Here is a 17765-nt window from a genome sequence, read left to right as displayed (position 1 = left end):
CAACATACCCATTTAATATAAAGAAAGGAAAAACTATGCCTATCCGTAAACTGACTGACTCCCTCTATATCGCCCCCCAACTGACCGAAGCAGATGTCCAAGAAGCCGTACGTCTCGGCATCAAAACCATCATCTGCAACCGCCCGGACGGCGAAGAAGAAAACCAACCGGCTTTTGCCGAAGTGCAAAACTGGTTTAAAGAGGCCGGCATCAACCAATTTTCCCACCAGCCCGTCGTTGCGCCTCAAATCAACGCAGCCGATGTTGCAGCCTTCCAAAATCTGTTGCAACAATCTCCGGCTCCCATTCTTGCTTTCTGCCGTACCGGTACTCGCTGCTCCCTGCTTTGGGGTTATCATCAAGTGCAACACGGCGCATCTGTAGCCGAAGTAGTTGCCGCAGCCGAACAGGCTGGCGTCAACCTCAGCAACTTTGAAGCCCGCCTGCAAGAAGCCAAAGATAAAGGTTTGGCTTAATACTTGATTTATATAGTAAGTAGCAGCCTTTAAACCAATCAGGCCGTCTGAAACCAATTCTTTCAGACGGCCTAATGACTTTTATTCACAATCAAACCTTATTTTTAATTTATTTCCACTATCCTAAAAATATATTTTCTAAATCAAGCCCGAATTGACCTGTATCAATACCCTGACCCTATTTTCATTTATAATGCCTTTCAATGCTTCAGGGTCATGCCCGAATCTTCCAGTTTCCTCGATAAGAGCCAGCTCTCTTATTAAATGATTTTTCTTTCCTCTTGATGTGTGTGTGTTTGGGTGTGGCTGAAAGCCACCCCCTTTTTTTTATACCTACCCTCTTGAAGGCCGTCTGAAAACTTTCAGACGGCCTTTCCTTTCCCCTCACAAAAATAGTATAAAATCCCCTTATCGTTCAAACCACAAACTCAAAACACCATGGTCAACAAACTCACTCCCCCTCCAAGCCTGCCCGATCCGCAAGACCTCCGCGCCGTTATCGCTTACAACATGCGCCTCTATCGCGTTAATCACGGCTGGTCGCAAGAAGAACTGGCGCGTCAATGCGGACTTGACCGCACCTACGTTTCCGCCATCGAGCGCAAACGCTGGAACATCGCCCTTTCTAACATTGAAAAAATCGCATCCGCGCTTAAAATCGCCCCTTACAAACTCCTCCTTCCGCCGCAAGAAATGCTCCGCCAAATGACCGAGCCTGCCGACACCCAAGCCTAATTCACAGCCAGACACCATCATGACCGCCGCCCAACAAGCCATCCAAACCTACAAGCAGCAAAAAACCGCAGCAGAAACTGCCTACCGCCAAAACAACCGCCCTACCGTTTACTTCCGCGACCATATCGCCGCTGCCGAAACCCTGCTGCAAACCCTCTGGCAAATCCACTTCCCCGACAGCAACGACATCAGTCTGATTGCCATCGGTGGCTTTGGGCGTTGCGAACTCTATCCCCATTCCGACTGGGATTTAGCGATTATTTCCTCCACTCCTTTTTCAGACGGCCTGCAACAACAAACCGCCCAATTTATCCAAACCCTTTGGGACGCACGCCTCAATCCGGCCATCAAAAGCGGCAGCATAGAAGAAATCCTCCAAAGTACCCAAAACGACATTACCGGCGAAACCGCCTTTCTTGAAGCACGCCACCTACAAGGCAATGCCAACCTTACCACCCAACTTCTAAACAAACTCAACACACGCCGCGACACAGCCGCCTTTATCGAAGCCAAACTCCTCGAAATGGAGCAACGCCATACCAAATCCCAAGGCACAGGCGCACAACTTGAACCCAACATCAAAACCTGCCCCGGCGGCCTGCGCGACATCCACACCCTTATCTGGACAGCCAAAGCACAAGGCATAGACAGCAACCCCACCGCCCTCGTTACCGCCGGCGTCCTCACACGCACCGAAGCCGGCATGCTGGCCCATGGCTACCGCCGTCTCGCCAACATCCGCATTCACCTCCACCTGACCGCCGACCGCCCCGAAGACAGGCTGCTTTTCGACTACCAGTCCCAAGTTGCCGAAAGCTTAGGCTATACCCAACCCGACATCCGCGGCAGAAGCGAAGCCCTGATGCACACCTTCTACCGCGCCACCAAAGCCATCAAACAACTCAACGGCATCCTCATTCCGGTTCTCAAAAACCATCAAACCTCCAGCCGTCCCCAACATATCCATCCTATCGACAGCCGCTACAAACGCATCGGCCACCAAATCGCCGCCAGCGACCTTGCCCTGTTCGAACAAAATCCCGAACACATCTTCACCATCATCCAAACCATGCAGGAGCAAAACATCACCACCATCGAGCCGCAAACCCTGCGCGCATGGTGGGCGGCTACACGAAAAATCAATACCCGTTTCACCCAAAATCCAGAAAACCGCCGCCGCTTTATCCAATTCTTCAAACACGGCACCGGCCTTACCCAAACCCTCCGTTTTCTCAACCTCTACGGCGTACTTGGCCGCTATCTCCCCGCATGGGAAAAAATCACCGGCCTGCTCCAACACGACCTCTTCCATATTTACCCCGTAGACGACCATATCCTGACCGTCGTCCGCAATATGCGCCGTCTCGCCATCGAAACCCACAGCCACGAAATGCCCGAGGCCAGCGCCATCATGCAGGCCTACCCACGACCGCATGTCCTCTACACCGCCGCCCTGCTGCACGACATCGCCAAAGGCCGTGGCGGCGATCACGCCAAAGAAGGCATCAAAGACGCACAACAATTCGCCGCCAACCACTACTACACCGAAGAAGAAAGCCACCTCCTCGCATGGCTGGTTGAAAACCACCTGCTCATGTCCACCGTTGCCCAAAAAGAAGACATCCAAGATCCCCATGTCCTCCAAGCCTTTTGCCGCCGTATTCCCACACGCGAATACCTCGACGCACTCTATCTGCTTACCATTGCCGACATCCGCGGCACCAACCCCAAACTTTGGAACACATGGCGCGCCAGCCTGCTCCAAACCCTCTACCACAGCACCGCCGCCGTTTTAAACAGCAAACACCACGATCCCGAACGCCTCCCAAACCGACGCGAACAAGCCTCGACCGATCAGCTCACACGCGCGGCCGTTCCCCTCAAAAACCAACAAAAACTCCGCCGCATCCTCGGCAGCGCATACTACGTCCGCCATCAGACACGGGAAATCCTCTGGCACACCGCAAACCTCGCCTACGACACCCAAAGTCCGGCCGTCCGCAGCCGCATCCTTCCCCAAAGCAACAGCCTTCAAGTCATGGTGTTCATGCCCAATGGCGACCGCCTCTTCGCACGCCTCTGCCGCATCTTCAGCAGCCACCGCTTCGACATCCAAGCCGCCCGCGCCTTCATTACCGAGCACGACTACATCCTCGACACCTTTATCCTGCAACTTCCCGACAATCTCCCGCCCGAAGAATATCCCGACCGCCAAAGCGCACTCGAAGCCGAACTCAACAGCTTCATCCACGGCAACACCACCGTCCAAAAACAAAGCGGCCGCCCGCACATCAGCCGCCGCATCCGCCACATCCCCATCCCTCCTACCGTAATCATCACCCCCGAAGAAGATTATCCCGGCTGGCACACCATAGACATCACCGCCGTCAACCGCCCCCACCTTCTCGCCGACATCGCCGAGACCTTCTTCGCACACAACATCAGCCTGCGCTACGCCAAAATCACCACCTTGGATCAGCGCATTGAGGACAGCTTCATCACCTACAGCCCATCCCTACAAGACCCGCAAACCCAAAACACCCTAAAACAGGCATTGATCGAAGTCTTGACTCCATAAAGGCCGTCTGAACATCTTAAAAACATAGGGTGAGCATTTTTTACTCACCCTAATCACATCCAAATATATAAACATCCTGAATATACCCTTCTCAAACACTCAAGAAATCCAAAGCCTTAAAATTCGAAACCAAAACTTCCTTCTGACATAAAACTACATTCAAAAATCATAACCCATATGAATATAATTCTAATAAAAATTTTCATTCACCTATTACACCAAACCCTCTTTAAAAATCCTTCCTTCCAAATCTTTTCCTCATCCATATTCAAACAAAATACGCATACAAAATAAAACCTATAAAAAACAAAAAAATAAAATCACAAAATATTAAACTCACCGATTAATCCAAAAAATCACCGCCTATCTAAACCAATTAACATATTATTGAACAAGCTTAATTTCTGACAAAAAACGTCACACACCCAAACTTGCCTCCTTTCCCTGTCACAAAAAACACAAAACTGACAAAAAACGTCAACCACCCAAATTCCCTAAAATCCTGAAACTTTCAAACAAAACCTCATAAAACTTAAAAATTAAAAAATAATCCCAATAAAAACAATAAACAAAAAATAAAAAATAAATTTTTTAATCAGTTTTGCGCACTTGGCACACCGACTGCTTGAAACAACACGTCCGATAAGGCCCAAGCCTCAAAGCAGCAAGCCCGACGGAAGCTGTATATTCCTTCTTACTTTATGGTTTACTCATAATACAAAGTGCCAAGCACATTACGGACTTTTTACTTAAACATAATTATTCACACTTTCAAACTGGAGTTTTAATCAATGAAAGCAATCCAAAAAGGTTTCACCCTGATCGAATTGATGATCGTAATCGCCATCTTGGGCATCTTGGCCGTAATCGCTCTGCCTGCATACCAAGACTACACCATCCGCGCCAAAGTATCTGAAGGCTTGGGTCTCGCAGCTCCTGCAAAATTAGCTGTGGTTGAAACTGCCGCAGCACTCGGTGGTTTGGATAAAGTTAATGCTAATAATGCTGATAATAGTGGTTATAAATTCGTAGAAACCAAGTACGTTAAAAGCATTACTATTGGAGAGAAGGGTGTAATTAAAGTTATAACTAAAGATACTGGAGCAAAAGAAAATCCTGAATTTACTCTGACCCCAAGCCAAGCTTCAGGTAATATTGAAGCACCAATCGAGTGGGCATGCACTAAAGATAAAGGTGAAGAGAAACATTTGCCTGCTAACTGCCGAACTGCTACTCCTGCTCCTAAGAAGCCATAATTTTTACATAAACAGCACATTTCAGATAAAAGCAAATCCCATAAGGCATTTATGGGATTTGCTTTATAAAAATAAGAAAACGATACGCTCAAATGAATACCCCATTTCAAGCCCAAAAAGGTTTTACCCTGATTGAGCTGATGATAGTGATCGCCATCCTCGGTATTCTGGTTGTTGTCGCCGTGCCTACCTATCAAAACTATATCGGCAGGGCGCAAGCCTCTGAAGCACTATACCTTGCCGATGACCTGAAAACCGAAATCAGCATTGCCTCAGCGGTAAATAACCGCCTGCCCAATGCAGAGGATGTCAGCAAACAAGGCGCAATCGGCGTTACCGCTCAACGCATCGGCGGCACATACATCCAAAACGGTGGCGTAACTGTAGAAGCAGATACAGGAAAAATCAGCATTCCTTTCGATAAAGGCCAAAACAAAGGCAAAGTCCTGACCCTGACCCCTTATCGAATTAATAACGATTCGACTTGGTTGCTCAACTGGCAATGCGGCGGAACACTGGATCCGATGATGGTTCCCGCCATGTGCCGTGACAACTCACACGGATAACGGCCAAGCCATACACCTTAAGAAAAACACAAAAATACATTGCGAAGAAAACACCCCAAACAAAGCCAAATACAAACGCGGAAAACGAATCAAAGCAAAAGAACAAAACTCTCCAAAACAAGGTCATTAAGAGCCTGAATAAACACATTACGAAAATAAATGCCGTCTGAAATTCATTTTCAGACGGCCTCTTTATATTTAATCCTAATCCGACAGGAAAGTTTTAACCTGATTGGTTCAGACGGCCTTCATCTTTTCACCACTACATAAAACAAATTCGCAACACTCCTGATAAGACAATTTGTCGCCCATCTGAACTCAATATATAATTTAACCATACAAGTCTTTATTTTTAAGCATTTTTCATTTTCAAAACATACATTGTATACACTGGGAGAACCATCATGCCTCATCTGAACTTGGATAAAACGGATTTAAAGATTCTGCAGGTTTTGCAGGAAAATGGGCGGTTGAGCAATGTTGAGCTTTCTGAAAAGGTAGCGCTCTCCCCTTCTCCCTGCCTACGCCGTCTCAAACAGCTTGAAGATGCGGGCATCATTCAAAAATACGCCGCCCAGCTTTCTCCCGTATCTTTGGGCTTGGGTTTGCAGGCTTTTATCCGTGTATCGATTAGCAAGGCAAAAGATGCGCGCGAGGATTTTTCCGAATCTGTCCGCGCTTGGCCGGAAGTATTGAGCTGCTTTGCATTAACGGGTGAAACCGACTATCTGCTCCATGCCTTTTTTACCGATATGAACGCGTTTTCCCATTTTGTTTTGGACACGCTGCTTTCGCACCACGGCGTGCAAGATGCGCAATCGAGTTTTGTGTTGAAAGAAATTAAAAACACGACCGCTCTGCCTTTGGTTCATTTGGTTCAGGATTAATGATTTGAAACTGATAAAGGCCGTCTGTTGTTCAGACGGCCTTTTAAATTCCAATGGTTTGCTTTCATGTCCATACACTTGTATACTTTTTAAGAATAATTCACATAAGCTTTTACTATGACAGACACCACCCATCTCGATATCGATACTGTTTCAGAACATACCAAACAATGGCTGGAAAAAGCCGTTATCGGCCTGAATCTCTGCCCGTTTGCCAAAGCGCCGCACGTTAAAAACCTGGTTCGCGTCGTTGTCAGCGAAGCCCGTCATTTGGACGGTTTCCTTGAGGACTTGGATCGTGAATTGCAGCTTCTGGGCAATACGCCCACTTCGGAATTGGAAACCACTTTACTGCTTCATCCGACGCTATTCCCTGATTTTGAAACCTTCAACCAAATGCTGGAGATTGCCGACGATGCCGTTGTAGAAAACGAATTGGAAGGCATTGTCCAAATTGCGCCGTTCCATCCCAATTTCCAATTTGAAGGCACTGAGGCCGACGACATCAGCAACTACACCAATCGTTCGCCCTATCCGACTTTGCACTTGATTCGTGAAGACAGTATTGCCAAAGCGGCTGAAGCATTTCCCGATGCCTCGGCAATTTTTGACCGCAATATCGCGCTGCTGGAAAAAATGGGGCACGAAGGCTGGAATAAATTAGACATTCCGCGTTGTCCATTTCCACATCACAAGCCGTCTGAAAACAAATAATTGGTGATGGGAAGATGGTTCGCTATTTATTGATTTTTTGCGGCGCATTGTCGCTCGTCTTGGGCATTATCGGCATTTTCCTGCCATTGCTGCCGACTACACCTTTCATTTTATTGACCGCCGCCTGCTGGGCAAAGGCTTCGCCGCGCTTTCACAATTGGCTCTATCATCACCGCTATTTCGGCCCCATCATACAAAACTGGGAAAACAACGGCGCCGTGCCGCGCAAGGCAAAATTCTTCGCCATTAGCATGATGACTGTTTCTTGCCTGTTTATGTTTTGGCAATTTCCGGAACGCTGGTGGATTGGTGCCGTATCATCAATCTTCTGCAGCTGCGTGGCCGTGTGGATGTGGCTGCGGCCAGAAGCATAAATAAAACAGGTAGGCATTTTTGCTTACCTGTTTTTGTTTTTATACCCAATTTATCCGTCAAAACAATCAGTAACACCTAAATTACCCTATTCAACCCTCATTTTCAGACGGCCTCCATTTATTCAATCAAATGTAAATTTTAGCTAAAATTAATTCAAAGTATTTTTTCGATAGCATTATTTCCGATATTTCAAACTCCTGTTTCAAAACCATTTTTTTACTACCTCCAACTACTCTACTCATTTTGATTCCTTTATTTGTATCAACATTTCTTTTGATTCCAACACCCTAAACCGTCCCTTAACACTTGCTTTGCGTTATACTTTCCCCTGACACAACCGCGCAGTTCGTCTGGATATTTTCAGACGGCCTGAATATTTCACCGCCGTGCTTTCTCGACGAAGTTTCTAACGGCGCAACAGAATAAAAAGGAAATACTATGCGCTCTCTCTCATTTTTACTGCTTCTTGCCGCCTTTCCTGCTGCGGCATCCGATTTTGACGGCTCATCCGCAAGCCTGCTTTGGGGTCTGCCGTTTGCACTGATTCTCTTATCCATTGCACTTGGACCTCTGTTTTTCTCCCGTATTTGGCACCACCACTTTGGCAAAATTACAGCGTTTTGGACGCTGCTGTTTTTGACGCCGTTTATCGTAACCTTTGGTTTCGGAGCTGGCGTACATACCGTTGCCCATGCGTTGGTTGAAGAATATATCCCCTTTATCCTGCTGCTTTTGGCGCTCTATACCATTTCAGGCGGTATTTTTGTCAGCGGCGATTTGCACGGCTCGCCTAAATTGAACACAACCCTGTTGGCAGTCGGTACGGCTTTGTCTTCCATCATGGGGACGACAGGCGCGGCAATGTTGATGATTCGTCCGCTTTTGAAAGCCAATCATAAACGCCATTACCGCGTTCACATTGTGATTTTCTTCATTTTCTTGGTAGCGAATATCGGCGGCGGTCTGACTCCTTTAGGCGACCCTCCTCTGTTCTTAGGATTCCTGAAAGGCGTAGATTTCATGTGGACGGTCAAACACATGCTGATGCCTGTATTGATTAGTTCTGTGGTTTTGCTGGCCGTTTTCTACATCATCGACAGCCGACACTTCAACCGCGAACAAAGCGAACACCTTGCTCCCGCTCCTTCCGATAAAGAAGAAAAAGTCAAAATTTACGGCAAATGGAATTTCCTGTTACTGGCCGGTGTTGTCGGCGCGGTTTTGCTATCCGGTTTGTGGAAACCAAATCATCCGGGCTTTGAAATCTTGGACAGCCATTATGCCTTGCAAAACCTGATGCGCGATGGCATTTTGCTGGCTTTGACCGCCGTATCTTGGATTATCACGCCCAAACAGGTCCGCGCAGGCAATGAGTTCAACTTCGAGCCGATTGCCGAAGTGGGCAAACTGTTTTTGGGTATTTTCATTACCATTTCGCCTGTTTTGGCGATTTTGAAAGCCGGCGAAACAGGTGCATTGGCTTCCGTTGTTTCTTTGGTTCACGACGCAGCAGGCAATCCGATTAATGTGATGTATTTCTGGATGAGCGGCATTTTGTCGGCATTCTTGGATAACGCGCCGACTTATTTGGTGTTCTTCAATATGGCCGGTGGCGATGCCCAAGCCTTGATGACAGGCCACCTGTTCCATTCATTGCTGGCAGTATCCATGGGTTCCGTATTTATGGGCGCGCTCACTTATATCGGTAATGCGCCGAACTTCATGGTCAAAGCCATTGCCGAACAACGCGGCGTACCAATGCCTTCCTTCTTCGGCTATATGGCATGGTCGGTGATTGTATTGGTACCGCTGTTTGCCCTGCATACGATGATTTTCTTCGTTTGGCAGCTCTTTTAAACTTAGAGGCCGTCTGAAATTCAGACGGCCTTTTATTTTCAGCTATACCATCAAATATAGCGTTTAAATATCAATCAATTAAAAATTATTTCCCTTAACACTCGATTACACATCCCTACTTTTTTCCCACTTTTCCCGTAAAAATAAGCGTAAAACTGACATAAAGCAGCCTATACCTGATAAAATCTAAAGCTTTGTTGTTTGCGTTTATTCGTTGTTTTTATAGCAAACCTCTGCTTTTTTCAGACAGCCCATCCTTTGTTTCAAAGCATTACATGCCGTCTGAAAAAACAATCCGACATCCGAATCTCAACCCACCAAAAAGTAACGCATCCTTATGATTAAGATAAAAAAAGGCTTAGACCTGCCTATCGCAGGCAGACCGGAGCAAGTCATTTATGACGGCCCGGCCATTACCGAAGTCGCGTTGCTTGGCGAAGAATATGTCGGCATGCGCCCCTCGATGAAAATCAAGGAAGGCGAAGCCGTCAAAAAAGGCCAAGTGCTGTTTGAAGACAAAAAGAATCCGGGCGTAGTATTTACTGCTCCGGCTTCAGGCAAAATCGCTGCGATTCACCGTGGCGAAAAGCGCGTACTTCAGTCAGTCGTGATTGCCGTAGAAGGCAACGACGAAATCGAGTTCGAACGCTACGCACCTGAAGCGCTGGCAAAATTGAGCAGCGAAGAAGTGCGACGCAACCTGATCCAATCCGGTTTGTGGACTGCGCTGCGCACCCGTCCGTTCAGCAAAATCCCTGCCGTCGATGCCGAGCCGTTCGCCATCTTCGTCAATGCGATGGACACCAATCCGCTGGCTGCCGATCCTACGGTCATCATCAAACAAGCCGCCGAAGACTTCAAACGCGGCCTGTTGGTATTAAGCCGCCTGACCGAGCGTAAAATCCATGTATGTAAAGCAGCTGGTGCAGATGTGCCGTCTGAAAACGCTGCCAACATCGAAACACATGAATTTGGCGGACCACATCCTGCCGGTTTGAGCGGCACGCACATTCATTTCATCGAACCAGTCGGTGCGAACAAAACCGTTTGGACCATCAATTATCAAGATGTAATTGCCATTGGCCGTTTGTTTGCAACAGGCCGTCTGAACACTGAGCGCGTAATTGCCTTGGGTGGTTCTCAAGTCAACAAACCCCGCCTCTTGCGTACCGTTTTGGGTGCGAAAGTATCGCAAATTACTGCGGGCGAATTGGTTGACGCAGACAACCGCGTGATTTCCGGCTCGGTATTGAACGGCGCGATTGCACAAGGCGCGCACGATTACCTCGGCCGCTACCACAATCAGATTTCCGTTATTGAAGAAGGCCGCAGCAAAGAGCTGTTCGGCTGGGTTGCGCCGCAGCCGGACAAATACTCCATCACGCGCACAACCCTCGGCCACTTCCTGAAAAACAAACTCTTCAAGTTCAATACAGCCGTCAACGGCGGCGACCGCGCCATGGTACCGATCGGCACTTACGAGCGCGTAATGCCCTTGGATATCCTGCCTACCCTGCTCTTGCGCGATTTAATCGTCGGCGATACCGACAGCGCTCAGGCACTGGGTTGCTTAGAATTGGACGAAGAAGACCTCGCTTTGTGCAGCTTCGTCTGCCCGGGCAAATACGAATACGGCCCGCTGTTGCGCAAGGTGCTGGAAACCATTGAGAAGGAAGGCTGATTATGGGCTTGAAACATTTTCTGGAAAAAATCGAACCGCACTTCCTGCCGGGCGGCAAACATGAAAAATGGTATGCCCTCTATGAAGCTGTGGCGACGGTTTTCTACACATCTGGCGCGGTAACGCGCAAAGCGGCCCACGTCCGCGATGCGCTCGACTCCAAGCGCATGATGATTTTGGTGTGGCTGGCTTTGTTCCCCGCCATGTTCTACGGTATGTACAACGTCGGCGTACAGGCATTCGGTGCGTTAACGCCTGATTTGCTGCAACAAAACATCGCCAACGACTGGCATTACGCCCTTGCCAACGCTTTGGGCATCAATATGTCGTCTGAAGCAGGCGTGTTGGGCAAAATGCTCTTCGGCGCAATTTTCTTCCTGCCGATTTACGCGACCGTATTTATTGTCGGCATCGCTTGGGAAATATTGTTTGCCTCCGTGCGCAAACATGAAATCAATGAAGGCTTTTTCGTTACTTCGATTCTGTTTGCCTTAATCGTTCCGCCTACCCTGCCGCTGTGGCAGGCTGCATTGGGCATTACGTTCGGTGTTGTTGTGGCGAAAGAAGTGTTCGGCGGTGTGGGTAAAAACTTTATGAACCCTGCTCTTGCAGGTCGTGCGTTCCTGTTCTTCGCCTACCCAGCCAACATTACCGGCGACACCGTTTGGACTGCAGTTGACGGCTATTCCGGTGCCACTGCTTTGGCGCAATGGGCGGCACACGGTGCAGACGGCCTGAAAAACGCTGTAACCGGTCAAAACATCTCTTGGATGGACGCATTTATCGGTAACGTGCCCGGCTCAATCGGCGAAGTATCCACTTTGGCGCTCTTAATCGGCGGCGCGTTTATCGTGTTCACCCGCATTGCCTCATGGCGCATTATTGCCGGCGTGATGATCGGTATGATTGCCATGTCTTCGCTGTTTAACTTCATCGGTTCGGACACCAACGCCATGTTCTCCATGCCTTGGTACTGGCACTTGGTAGTCGGCGGCTTCGCCATCGGTATGCTGTTTATGGCGACCGATCCTGTTTCCGCTTCCTTTACCAATGTCGGCAAATGGTGGTACGGCGCGCTTATCGGTGTGATGTGCGTATTGATCCGCGTGGTCAACCCTGCTTACCCCGAAGGCATGATGTTGGCGATTCTGTTTGCCAACCTGTTTGCCCCGATTTTCGACTATTTCGTCGCACAAGCGAACATCAAACGCAGAAAGGCGCGCAGCAATGGCTAAGAAATTCGATAAAGACAGCTTCAGTGGCACGCTGATTGTGGTATTGGTTGTCAGCCTGATTTGTTCCATCATCGTTGCTGGTGCGGTCGTCGGCTTGAAACCCATCCAAGAGAAACAAAAACTCCAAGACAAACAAGGCTATATCTTGAGCGTAGCCGGTTTGATGGATAAAAACACTGACATCAGCAAAACCTTTGCCGAGCGTATCGAGCAACGTGTCGTGGACTTGGCAACCGGCGAATATGTCGCCGATGCGCCTAAAGACTTCAGCGCACGCGTCGCCGGCAAAGACCCTGCCCAAAGCATCCAAATCAAACCCGAAGACGATTTGGCAGGCATCAAAAGCCGTGCCAAATACACCGAGGTTTACTTGGTAAAAGGCGAAGACGGTAAAGTCAGCCAAATCATCCTGCCTATGCACGGCAACGGTTTGTGGTCTGTCATGTACGGTTTTGTCGCCATTCAACCCGACGGCAACACCATCAACGGCATCACCTACTACGACCAAGGCGAAACCCCGGGCTTGGGCGGCGAAATCGGCAATCCGTTGTGGCAACAAAAATTCGTCGGCAAAAAACTGTTTGACGAACAAGGCAAACTCGCCCTGCACGTCGGCAAAGGCGCAAGTTCGGACAAAGAACACGGCGTAGATGCCCTCTCCGGCGCATCGCTGACATCTAAAGGCGTGCAAGGTTCGTTCGCCTACTGGTTCGGCGAAAACGGCTATATCCCCTACCTGAACAAATTAAAATCAGCAGGAGCACAATAATGGCTGACATGAAACGCTTGAAATATTTGATGTTTTCACCCTTTATCGACAATAACCCGATTGCTTTGCAGGTTTTGGGAATTTGTTCGGCTTTGGCGGTTACCACCAAGCTTCAGACGGCCATCGTGATGGGCATTTCCGTGAGTTTGGTAACCGGTTTTTCCAGTTTCTTCATTTCTTTGGTACGCAACTACATCCCTAACAGCATCCGTATTATTGTGCAAATGGCGATTGTTGCTTCCTTGGTAACGCTGGTTGACCAACTGCTCCAAGCCTTTGCTTATGAGCTGTCCAAACAGCTGTCCGTATTCGTCGGCCTGATTATTACCAACTGTATCGTGATGGGCCGTGCCGAAGCATTCGCCATGAAAGAGCCGCCGCTGGAAAGCTTGGTTGACGGTATCGGCAACGGCGCAGGTTACGGCATGATGTTGATCATCATCGCAACCATCCGCGAACTGATCGGCTCAGGCAAGCTCTTTGGCTACACCATTTTCCAAACTGTACAAGATGGCGGCTGGTATCAAACCAACGGCTTGTTCCTGCTCGCCCCTAGCGCGTTCTTCATCATCGGCTTCTTGGTATGGGGTCTGCGCACTTGGAAACCTGAACAGGCGGAGAAATAACACATGGAACATTACTTAAGCCTCTTTGTAAAATCCGTCTTTCTGGAAAACATGGCACTGTCCTTCTTCTTGGGGATGTGTACATTTTTGGCGGTATCTAAAAAAGTATCCACTGCATTCGGTTTGGGCGTTGCTGTAACTTTCGTACTCGGCCTGTCCGTCCCTGCCAACCAACTTGTTTACTCGCTGTTGAAAGACGGCGCGCTGGTTGAAGGCGTGGACCTGACCTTCCTGAAATTCATCACCTTCATCGGCGTGATTGCCGCTTTGGTGCAGATTTTGGAAATGTTCTTGGACAAATTCGTCCCTGCCCTCTACAACGCATTGGGTATCTACCTACCCCTGATTACCGTAAACTGCGCGATTTTCGGTGCCGTATCGTTTATGGCGCAACGCGAATATAACTTCGGCGAGTCCGTTGTATATGGTTTCGGTGCAGGTTTGGGCTGGCTTTTGGCTATTGTCGCTTTGGCGGGCATTACCGAAAAAATGAAATATTCGGACGTCCCTAAAGGTCTCAAAGGCTTGGGCATTACCTTTATCGCCGCCGGCCTGATGGCAATGGCGTTTATGTCGTTCTCCGGCATCCAGTTATAAGAAAGGAATCGGCATGGAGATTATTTTAGGTATTGTGATGTTTACCCTCATCGTCTTGGTTTTGGCACTGATGATTCTGTTTGCCAAATCCAAGTTGGTGAGCGAAGGCGACATCACCATCAAAGTCAATAACGAAAAAGAGCTGACGATGCCTGCCGGCGGCAAACTGCTGGGTGCGCTTGCCAGCCAAGGTATCTTCGTTCCTTCCGCCTGTGGTGGCGGCGGTTCGTGCGGACAATGCCGCGTTGTCGTGAAAAGCGGCGGCGGCGACATTCTGCCTACCGAGTTGTCCCACATCAGCAAACGCGAAGCGCGCGAAGGCTGCCGTCTGTCTTGTCAGGTCAACGTTAAAACCGACATGGACATCGAAGTACCGGAAGAAGTGTTCGGCGTGAAAAAATGGGAATGCACCGTCATCTCCAATGACAACAAAGCAACGTTCATTAAAGAACTCAAGCTTGCCATTCCCGAAGGCGAAGAAGTCCCTTTCCGCGCCGGCGGCTACATCCAAATTGAAGCCCCTCCTCACACTGTTGCCTACAAAGACTTCGACATTCCTAAGGAATACCACGAAGACTGGGACAAATACAATCTGTGGCAATACGTTTCCAAAGTGGACGAGCCGATTTTGCGTGCCTACTCCATGGCTTCATACCCTGAAGAAAAAGGCATTATTATGTTGAACGTTCGTATCGCTACGCCTCCTCCTCGCGTACCTGATGCGCCTCCGGGACAAATGTCTTCTTACATCTGGTCGCTTAAAGCCGGTGATAAAGTAACGATTTCCGGTCCGTTCGGTGAGTTCTTTGCCAAAGATACCGATGCCGAAATGGTATTTATCGGCGGTGGTGCGGGTATGGCGCCGATGCGCTCCCACATTTTCGACCAGCTGAAACGTTTGAACTCCAAACGTAAGATTACCTTCTGGTATGGTGCCCGTTCTAAACGCGAGATGTTCTATGTCGAAGACTTCGACCAACTCGCAGCAGAATTCCCGAACTTCACATGGCACGTCGCCCTGTCCGACCCATTGCCTGAAGACAACTGGGACGGCTACACAGGCTTCATTCACAACGTGGTTTACGAAAACCATCTGAAAAACCATGAAGCACCGGAAGACTGCGAATTCTATATGTGCGGCCCTCCGATCATGAACCAGTCCGTCATCAAAATGCTCAAAGACTTGGGCGTGGAAGACGAAAACATCCTCTTGGACGATTTCGGCGGCTAACAGACAAAAAGGAAGAAACCTCGGTTTCTTCTTTTTTATTGCCAGGCCGTCTGAAAACCATACTTTCAGACGGCCTGAACCTTTCTTTTACGATACAATAAAGGCTTCAAAAAATAATCTGCACATCCCTTATGCCGCTTCTTTCAAATTCGTTTTACCGTCCGATAATCGGTTGCACCGTTGCCATCGTTTCCACACTCACCCTCTCTGCCTGCCAACCTGAAAAACAACAAACCATTACCCTGCAAGGCGAGACCATGGGCACGACCTATACCGTCAAATATCTTTCAGACGGCCAAGACAAACTCCCCTCACCTGCCGAAATACAAAAACGCATTGATGACGCACTTAAAGAAGTCAATCGGCAAATGTCTACCTACCAGACCGATTCCGAAATCAGCCAATTCAACCAGCTGCGCACCGTCAATCAGGCAATGCCCATTTCCCAAGACTTTGCCTATGTAACCGGCGAAGCCTTGCGTTTAAACAAACTGACACACGGCGCACTAGACGTAACCGTCGGTCCTTTGGTCAACCTCTGGGGATTCGGCCCGCAAAAAGAAATCACGCACGAACCGACTGCACAAGAAATCCAATATGCTTCAGAAATGGTTGGTACGGACAAACTCAAACTTTCCCAAGACGGACAGCAGCCTACACTCGCCAAAACCCATCCCGAAGTCTATTTAGACCTATCCTCCATTGCCAAAGGCTTTGGTGTGGATAAAACCGCCGCCGAACTTGAAAAACTCAATATCGGCAATTATTTGGTAGAAATCGGAGGCGAGTTGCATGGCAAAGGCCGCAATGCACAAGGCAATCCTTGGCGTATCGGCATCGAGCAGCCCAATATCGTTCAAGGCGGCGCCACTCAAATTACCATTCCATTGGACAATAAATCACTGGCCACATCCGGCGACTACCGTATTTTCCATGTCGATAAGTCAGGCCGCCGCCTTTCCCATATCATCAACCCTAAAACCAAACAACCCATCAGCCACAACCTTGCTTCCATCAGCGTAGTAGCAGAAAACGCCACACTTGCAGACGGCCTTTCCACCGGATTGTTCGTTCTCGGAGAAACTGAAGCACTTAAACTTGCCGAGCAAGAAAATCTCGCCGTTTTCCTTATCATCCGGACCCCGCAAGGCGGCTACCATACTAAAATGTCCAACGCATTCAAGAAATTATTAAACTAATCTTCAGGAATACACACATGAAAACCCTTCTTCTGACTTTCGGCATCTTTATCATTGTCATCCTCGGCATGGCAGTCGGCTATATTTTCTCTAAACGCACCATCAAAGGCAGCTGCGGCGGCATTTCCTCGCTCGGCATGAAGAAAATGTGCGATTGCGACACGCCATGCGATACCTTGCAAAAAGAGCTGGATAAAAAACAACATTCCGACAATCAAGGCATCAAGGTTGATCATTAAGTCGTTGTTGAATGTTTATTCATGATTTAAGACAGCTTATCCCCTATCAGGCCGTCTGAAAAATAAAAGAGCGTGACCCAAATGGATACACGCTCTTTTATTTTGCCTCTTCCAAAGCAATCCAAAAATATCTTACACACCCGTTTAAAACAAAGCCACTTCAAACCAATCAGAAAACAAAAAGAAAAGCTCCTGCAAAACAGGAGCTTTTTCTTGGAAGAAACCGGATTATTTCAATTTAGTTTCTTTGTAAATAACGTGTTTACGGGCTACTGGGTCAAATTTTTTGATTTCCAGTTTGCCAGGCATAGTACGTTTGTTTTTAGTAGTTGTGTAGAAGTGACCAGTACCAGCACTGGACTCCAGTTTGATTTTATCGCGCATTGCAGTAATCCTTAATTAATGGTGTTTAAATTAAGCTTCGCCGCGAGCACGCAAATCAGCCAATACGACATCAATGCCTACTTTATCGATGGTGCGCAATGCAGCGTTAGAAACGCGCAGGCGAACCCAGCGGTTTTCACTTTCTACCCAGAAACGACGTGATTGCAAGTTAGGCAAAAAACGACGTTTGGTTTTGTTGTTGGCGTGTGATACGTTATTGCCAGACATCGGGCGCTTACCGGTCACTTTGCAAACTCGTGCCATGGTTAGTCTCCAAACTTCTAAAATAGTAAAACGCGATTTATACCACGAAATCCGCCTTCAGTTCAAGTCGTTTGCTGAAAAAACGGGATTTGTGGA

Annotated in this window: 19 protein-coding genes; 17 read left to right on the top strand and 2 right to left on the bottom strand. The window is 48.3% G+C overall.

Going from position 1 to position 17765, the window contains the following annotated elements; genetic code table 11:
* The first annotated feature begins 35 nt into the window (after positions 1–35).
* From ACTHR2_RS07315 to nqrM, 17 genes are all read left to right on the top strand, one after another.
* Positions 36–476: a TIGR01244 family sulfur transferase gene (locus tag ACTHR2_RS07315; RefSeq protein ID WP_440375561.1), complete on the top strand. Its 441-nt coding sequence runs from the start codon at positions 36–38 to the stop codon at positions 474–476.
* Between the two features lie 438 nt (positions 477–914).
* Positions 915–1211 carry a helix-turn-helix domain-containing protein gene (locus ACTHR2_RS07310; RefSeq protein ID WP_036493031.1) on the top strand — a complete coding sequence of 99 codons (297 nt, stop codon included), beginning with the start codon at positions 915–917 and terminating at the stop codon, positions 1209–1211.
* 19 nt (positions 1212–1230) lie between these two features.
* Complete coding sequence (glnD, locus tag ACTHR2_RS07305) at positions 1231–3789, top strand: [protein-PII] uridylyltransferase (RefSeq protein ID WP_440375560.1); 2559 nt, start codon at positions 1231–1233, stop codon at positions 3787–3789.
* A gap of 791 nt (positions 3790–4580) precedes the next feature.
* Positions 4581–5045: a pilin gene (locus ACTHR2_RS07300; RefSeq protein ID WP_440375559.1), complete on the top strand. Its 465-nt coding sequence runs from the start codon at positions 4581–4583 to the stop codon at positions 5043–5045.
* A gap of 92 nt (positions 5046–5137) precedes the next feature.
* Positions 5138–5611 carry a pilin gene (locus ACTHR2_RS07295; protein WP_440375558.1) on the top strand — a complete coding sequence of 158 codons (474 nt, stop codon included), beginning with the start codon at positions 5138–5140 and terminating at the stop codon, positions 5609–5611.
* Between the two features lie 404 nt (positions 5612–6015).
* Positions 6016–6498: an Lrp/AsnC family transcriptional regulator gene (locus ACTHR2_RS07290; protein WP_003684427.1), complete on the top strand. Its 483-nt coding sequence runs from the start codon at positions 6016–6018 to the stop codon at positions 6496–6498.
* Between the two features lie 117 nt (positions 6499–6615).
* Complete coding sequence (locus ACTHR2_RS07285) at positions 6616–7212, top strand: DUF1415 domain-containing protein (RefSeq protein WP_440375557.1); 597 nt, start codon at positions 6616–6618, stop codon at positions 7210–7212.
* A gap of 14 nt (positions 7213–7226) precedes the next feature.
* Positions 7227–7586: a YbaN family protein gene (locus tag ACTHR2_RS07280; protein WP_440375556.1), complete on the top strand. Its 360-nt coding sequence runs from the start codon at positions 7227–7229 to the stop codon at positions 7584–7586.
* A 439-nt stretch (positions 7587–8025) separates the two neighbouring features.
* On the top strand, positions 8026–9444 hold the full coding sequence (locus ACTHR2_RS07275) for a sodium:proton antiporter (protein ID WP_440375555.1): 1419 nt from the start codon (positions 8026–8028) through the stop codon (positions 9442–9444).
* 337 nt (positions 9445–9781) lie between these two features.
* Positions 9782–11125, top strand: a complete 1344-nt coding sequence (locus ACTHR2_RS07270; protein ID WP_440375554.1) for a Na(+)-translocating NADH-quinone reductase subunit A — start codon at positions 9782–9784, stop codon at positions 11123–11125.
* A 2-nt stretch (positions 11126–11127) separates the two neighbouring features.
* Entirely contained in the window at positions 11128–12360 is a 1233-nt protein-coding gene (locus tag ACTHR2_RS07265; protein WP_440375553.1) for an NADH:ubiquinone reductase (Na(+)-transporting) subunit B, read from the top strand.
* Positions 12353–13129 carry a Na(+)-translocating NADH-quinone reductase subunit C gene (locus ACTHR2_RS07260; protein ID WP_070765262.1) on the top strand — a complete coding sequence of 259 codons (777 nt, stop codon included), beginning with the start codon at positions 12353–12355 and terminating at the stop codon, positions 13127–13129. Before ACTHR2_RS07265 ends, ACTHR2_RS07260 begins: the two co-directional genes overlap by 8 nt.
* Positions 13129–13755, top strand: a complete 627-nt coding sequence (locus ACTHR2_RS07255) for an NADH:ubiquinone reductase (Na(+)-transporting) subunit D (protein ID WP_036493003.1) — start codon at positions 13129–13131, stop codon at positions 13753–13755. The genes ACTHR2_RS07260 and ACTHR2_RS07255 overlap by 1 nt, the downstream gene beginning before the upstream one ends.
* Positions 13756–13758: 3 nt before the next feature.
* Positions 13759–14352: an NADH:ubiquinone reductase (Na(+)-transporting) subunit E gene (gene nqrE, locus ACTHR2_RS07250; RefSeq protein WP_003684365.1), complete on the top strand. Its 594-nt coding sequence runs from the start codon at positions 13759–13761 to the stop codon at positions 14350–14352.
* A gap of 13 nt (positions 14353–14365) precedes the next feature.
* A complete protein-coding gene (gene nqrF, locus ACTHR2_RS07245) occupies positions 14366–15583 on the top strand; it encodes an NADH:ubiquinone reductase (Na(+)-transporting) subunit F (protein ID WP_049333900.1) in 1218 nt (405 codons plus the stop codon).
* A gap of 131 nt (positions 15584–15714) precedes the next feature.
* Positions 15715–16782 (top strand): FAD:protein FMN transferase, encoded by a 1068-nt coding sequence (locus ACTHR2_RS07240; RefSeq protein ID WP_263338107.1) that lies wholly within the window; start codon positions 15715–15717, stop codon positions 16780–16782.
* A 17-nt stretch (positions 16783–16799) separates the two neighbouring features.
* Entirely contained in the window at positions 16800–17021 is a 222-nt protein-coding gene (gene nqrM / locus ACTHR2_RS07235) for a (Na+)-NQR maturation NqrM (RefSeq protein ID WP_003680888.1), read from the top strand.
* Between the two features lie 228 nt (positions 17022–17249).
* Here the strand turns inward: nqrM and rpmG are convergent, their stop codons facing one another.
* Together rpmG and rpmB are read right to left on the bottom strand one after the other, a co-directional pair.
* Positions 17250–17405 carry a 50S ribosomal protein L33 gene (gene rpmG / locus ACTHR2_RS07230; protein ID WP_003684373.1) on the bottom strand — a complete coding sequence of 52 codons (156 nt, stop codon included), beginning with the start codon at positions 17403–17405 and terminating at the stop codon, positions 17250–17252.
* A gap of 30 nt (positions 17406–17435) precedes the next feature.
* Positions 17436–17669 (bottom strand): 50S ribosomal protein L28, encoded by a 234-nt coding sequence (gene rpmB, locus ACTHR2_RS07225; protein ID WP_002216391.1) that lies wholly within the window; start codon positions 17667–17669, stop codon positions 17436–17438.
* Between the last annotated feature and the right edge of the window lie 96 nt (positions 17670–17765).

The sequence above is a fragment of the Neisseria sp. P0006.S004 genome, assembly GCF_051963015.1.
GTDB lineage: Bacteria > Pseudomonadota > Gammaproteobacteria > Burkholderiales > Neisseriaceae > Neisseria.
This window is presented reverse-complemented; position numbering and strand designations above follow the sequence as displayed.

Coding starts and splice junctions, on each gene's coding strand:
- ACTHR2_RS07315 (WP_440375561.1), top strand. CDS start 36: ATGCCTATCCGTAAACTGACTGACTCCCTCTATATCGCCCCCCAACTG.
- ACTHR2_RS07310 (WP_036493031.1), top strand. CDS start 915: ATGGTCAACAAACTCACTCCCCCTCCAAGCCTGCCCGATCCGCAAGAC.
- glnD (WP_440375560.1), top strand. CDS start 1,231: ATGACCGCCGCCCAACAAGCCATCCAAACCTACAAGCAGCAAAAAACC.
- ACTHR2_RS07300 (WP_440375559.1), top strand. CDS start 4,581: ATGAAAGCAATCCAAAAAGGTTTCACCCTGATCGAATTGATGATCGTA.
- ACTHR2_RS07295 (WP_440375558.1), top strand. CDS start 5,138: ATGAATACCCCATTTCAAGCCCAAAAAGGTTTTACCCTGATTGAGCTG.
- ACTHR2_RS07290 (WP_003684427.1), top strand. CDS start 6,016: ATGCCTCATCTGAACTTGGATAAAACGGATTTAAAGATTCTGCAGGTT.
- ACTHR2_RS07285 (WP_440375557.1), top strand. CDS start 6,616: ATGACAGACACCACCCATCTCGATATCGATACTGTTTCAGAACATACC.
- ACTHR2_RS07280 (WP_440375556.1), top strand. CDS start 7,227: ATGGTTCGCTATTTATTGATTTTTTGCGGCGCATTGTCGCTCGTCTTG.
- ACTHR2_RS07275 (WP_440375555.1), top strand. CDS start 8,026: ATGCGCTCTCTCTCATTTTTACTGCTTCTTGCCGCCTTTCCTGCTGCG.
- ACTHR2_RS07270 (WP_440375554.1), top strand. CDS start 9,782: ATGATTAAGATAAAAAAAGGCTTAGACCTGCCTATCGCAGGCAGACCG.
- ACTHR2_RS07265 (WP_440375553.1), top strand. CDS start 11,128: ATGGGCTTGAAACATTTTCTGGAAAAAATCGAACCGCACTTCCTGCCG.
- ACTHR2_RS07260 (WP_070765262.1), top strand. CDS start 12,353: ATGGCTAAGAAATTCGATAAAGACAGCTTCAGTGGCACGCTGATTGTG.
- ACTHR2_RS07255 (WP_036493003.1), top strand. CDS start 13,129: ATGGCTGACATGAAACGCTTGAAATATTTGATGTTTTCACCCTTTATC.
- nqrE (WP_003684365.1), top strand. CDS start 13,759: ATGGAACATTACTTAAGCCTCTTTGTAAAATCCGTCTTTCTGGAAAAC.
- nqrF (WP_049333900.1), top strand. CDS start 14,366: ATGGAGATTATTTTAGGTATTGTGATGTTTACCCTCATCGTCTTGGTT.
- ACTHR2_RS07240 (WP_263338107.1), top strand. CDS start 15,715: ATGCCGCTTCTTTCAAATTCGTTTTACCGTCCGATAATCGGTTGCACC.
- nqrM (WP_003680888.1), top strand. CDS start 16,800: ATGAAAACCCTTCTTCTGACTTTCGGCATCTTTATCATTGTCATCCTC.
- rpmG (WP_003684373.1), bottom strand. CDS start 17,405: ATGCGCGATAAAATCAAACTGGAGTCCAGTGCTGGTACTGGTCACTTC.
- rpmB (WP_002216391.1), bottom strand. CDS start 17,669: ATGGCACGAGTTTGCAAAGTGACCGGTAAGCGCCCGATGTCTGGCAAT.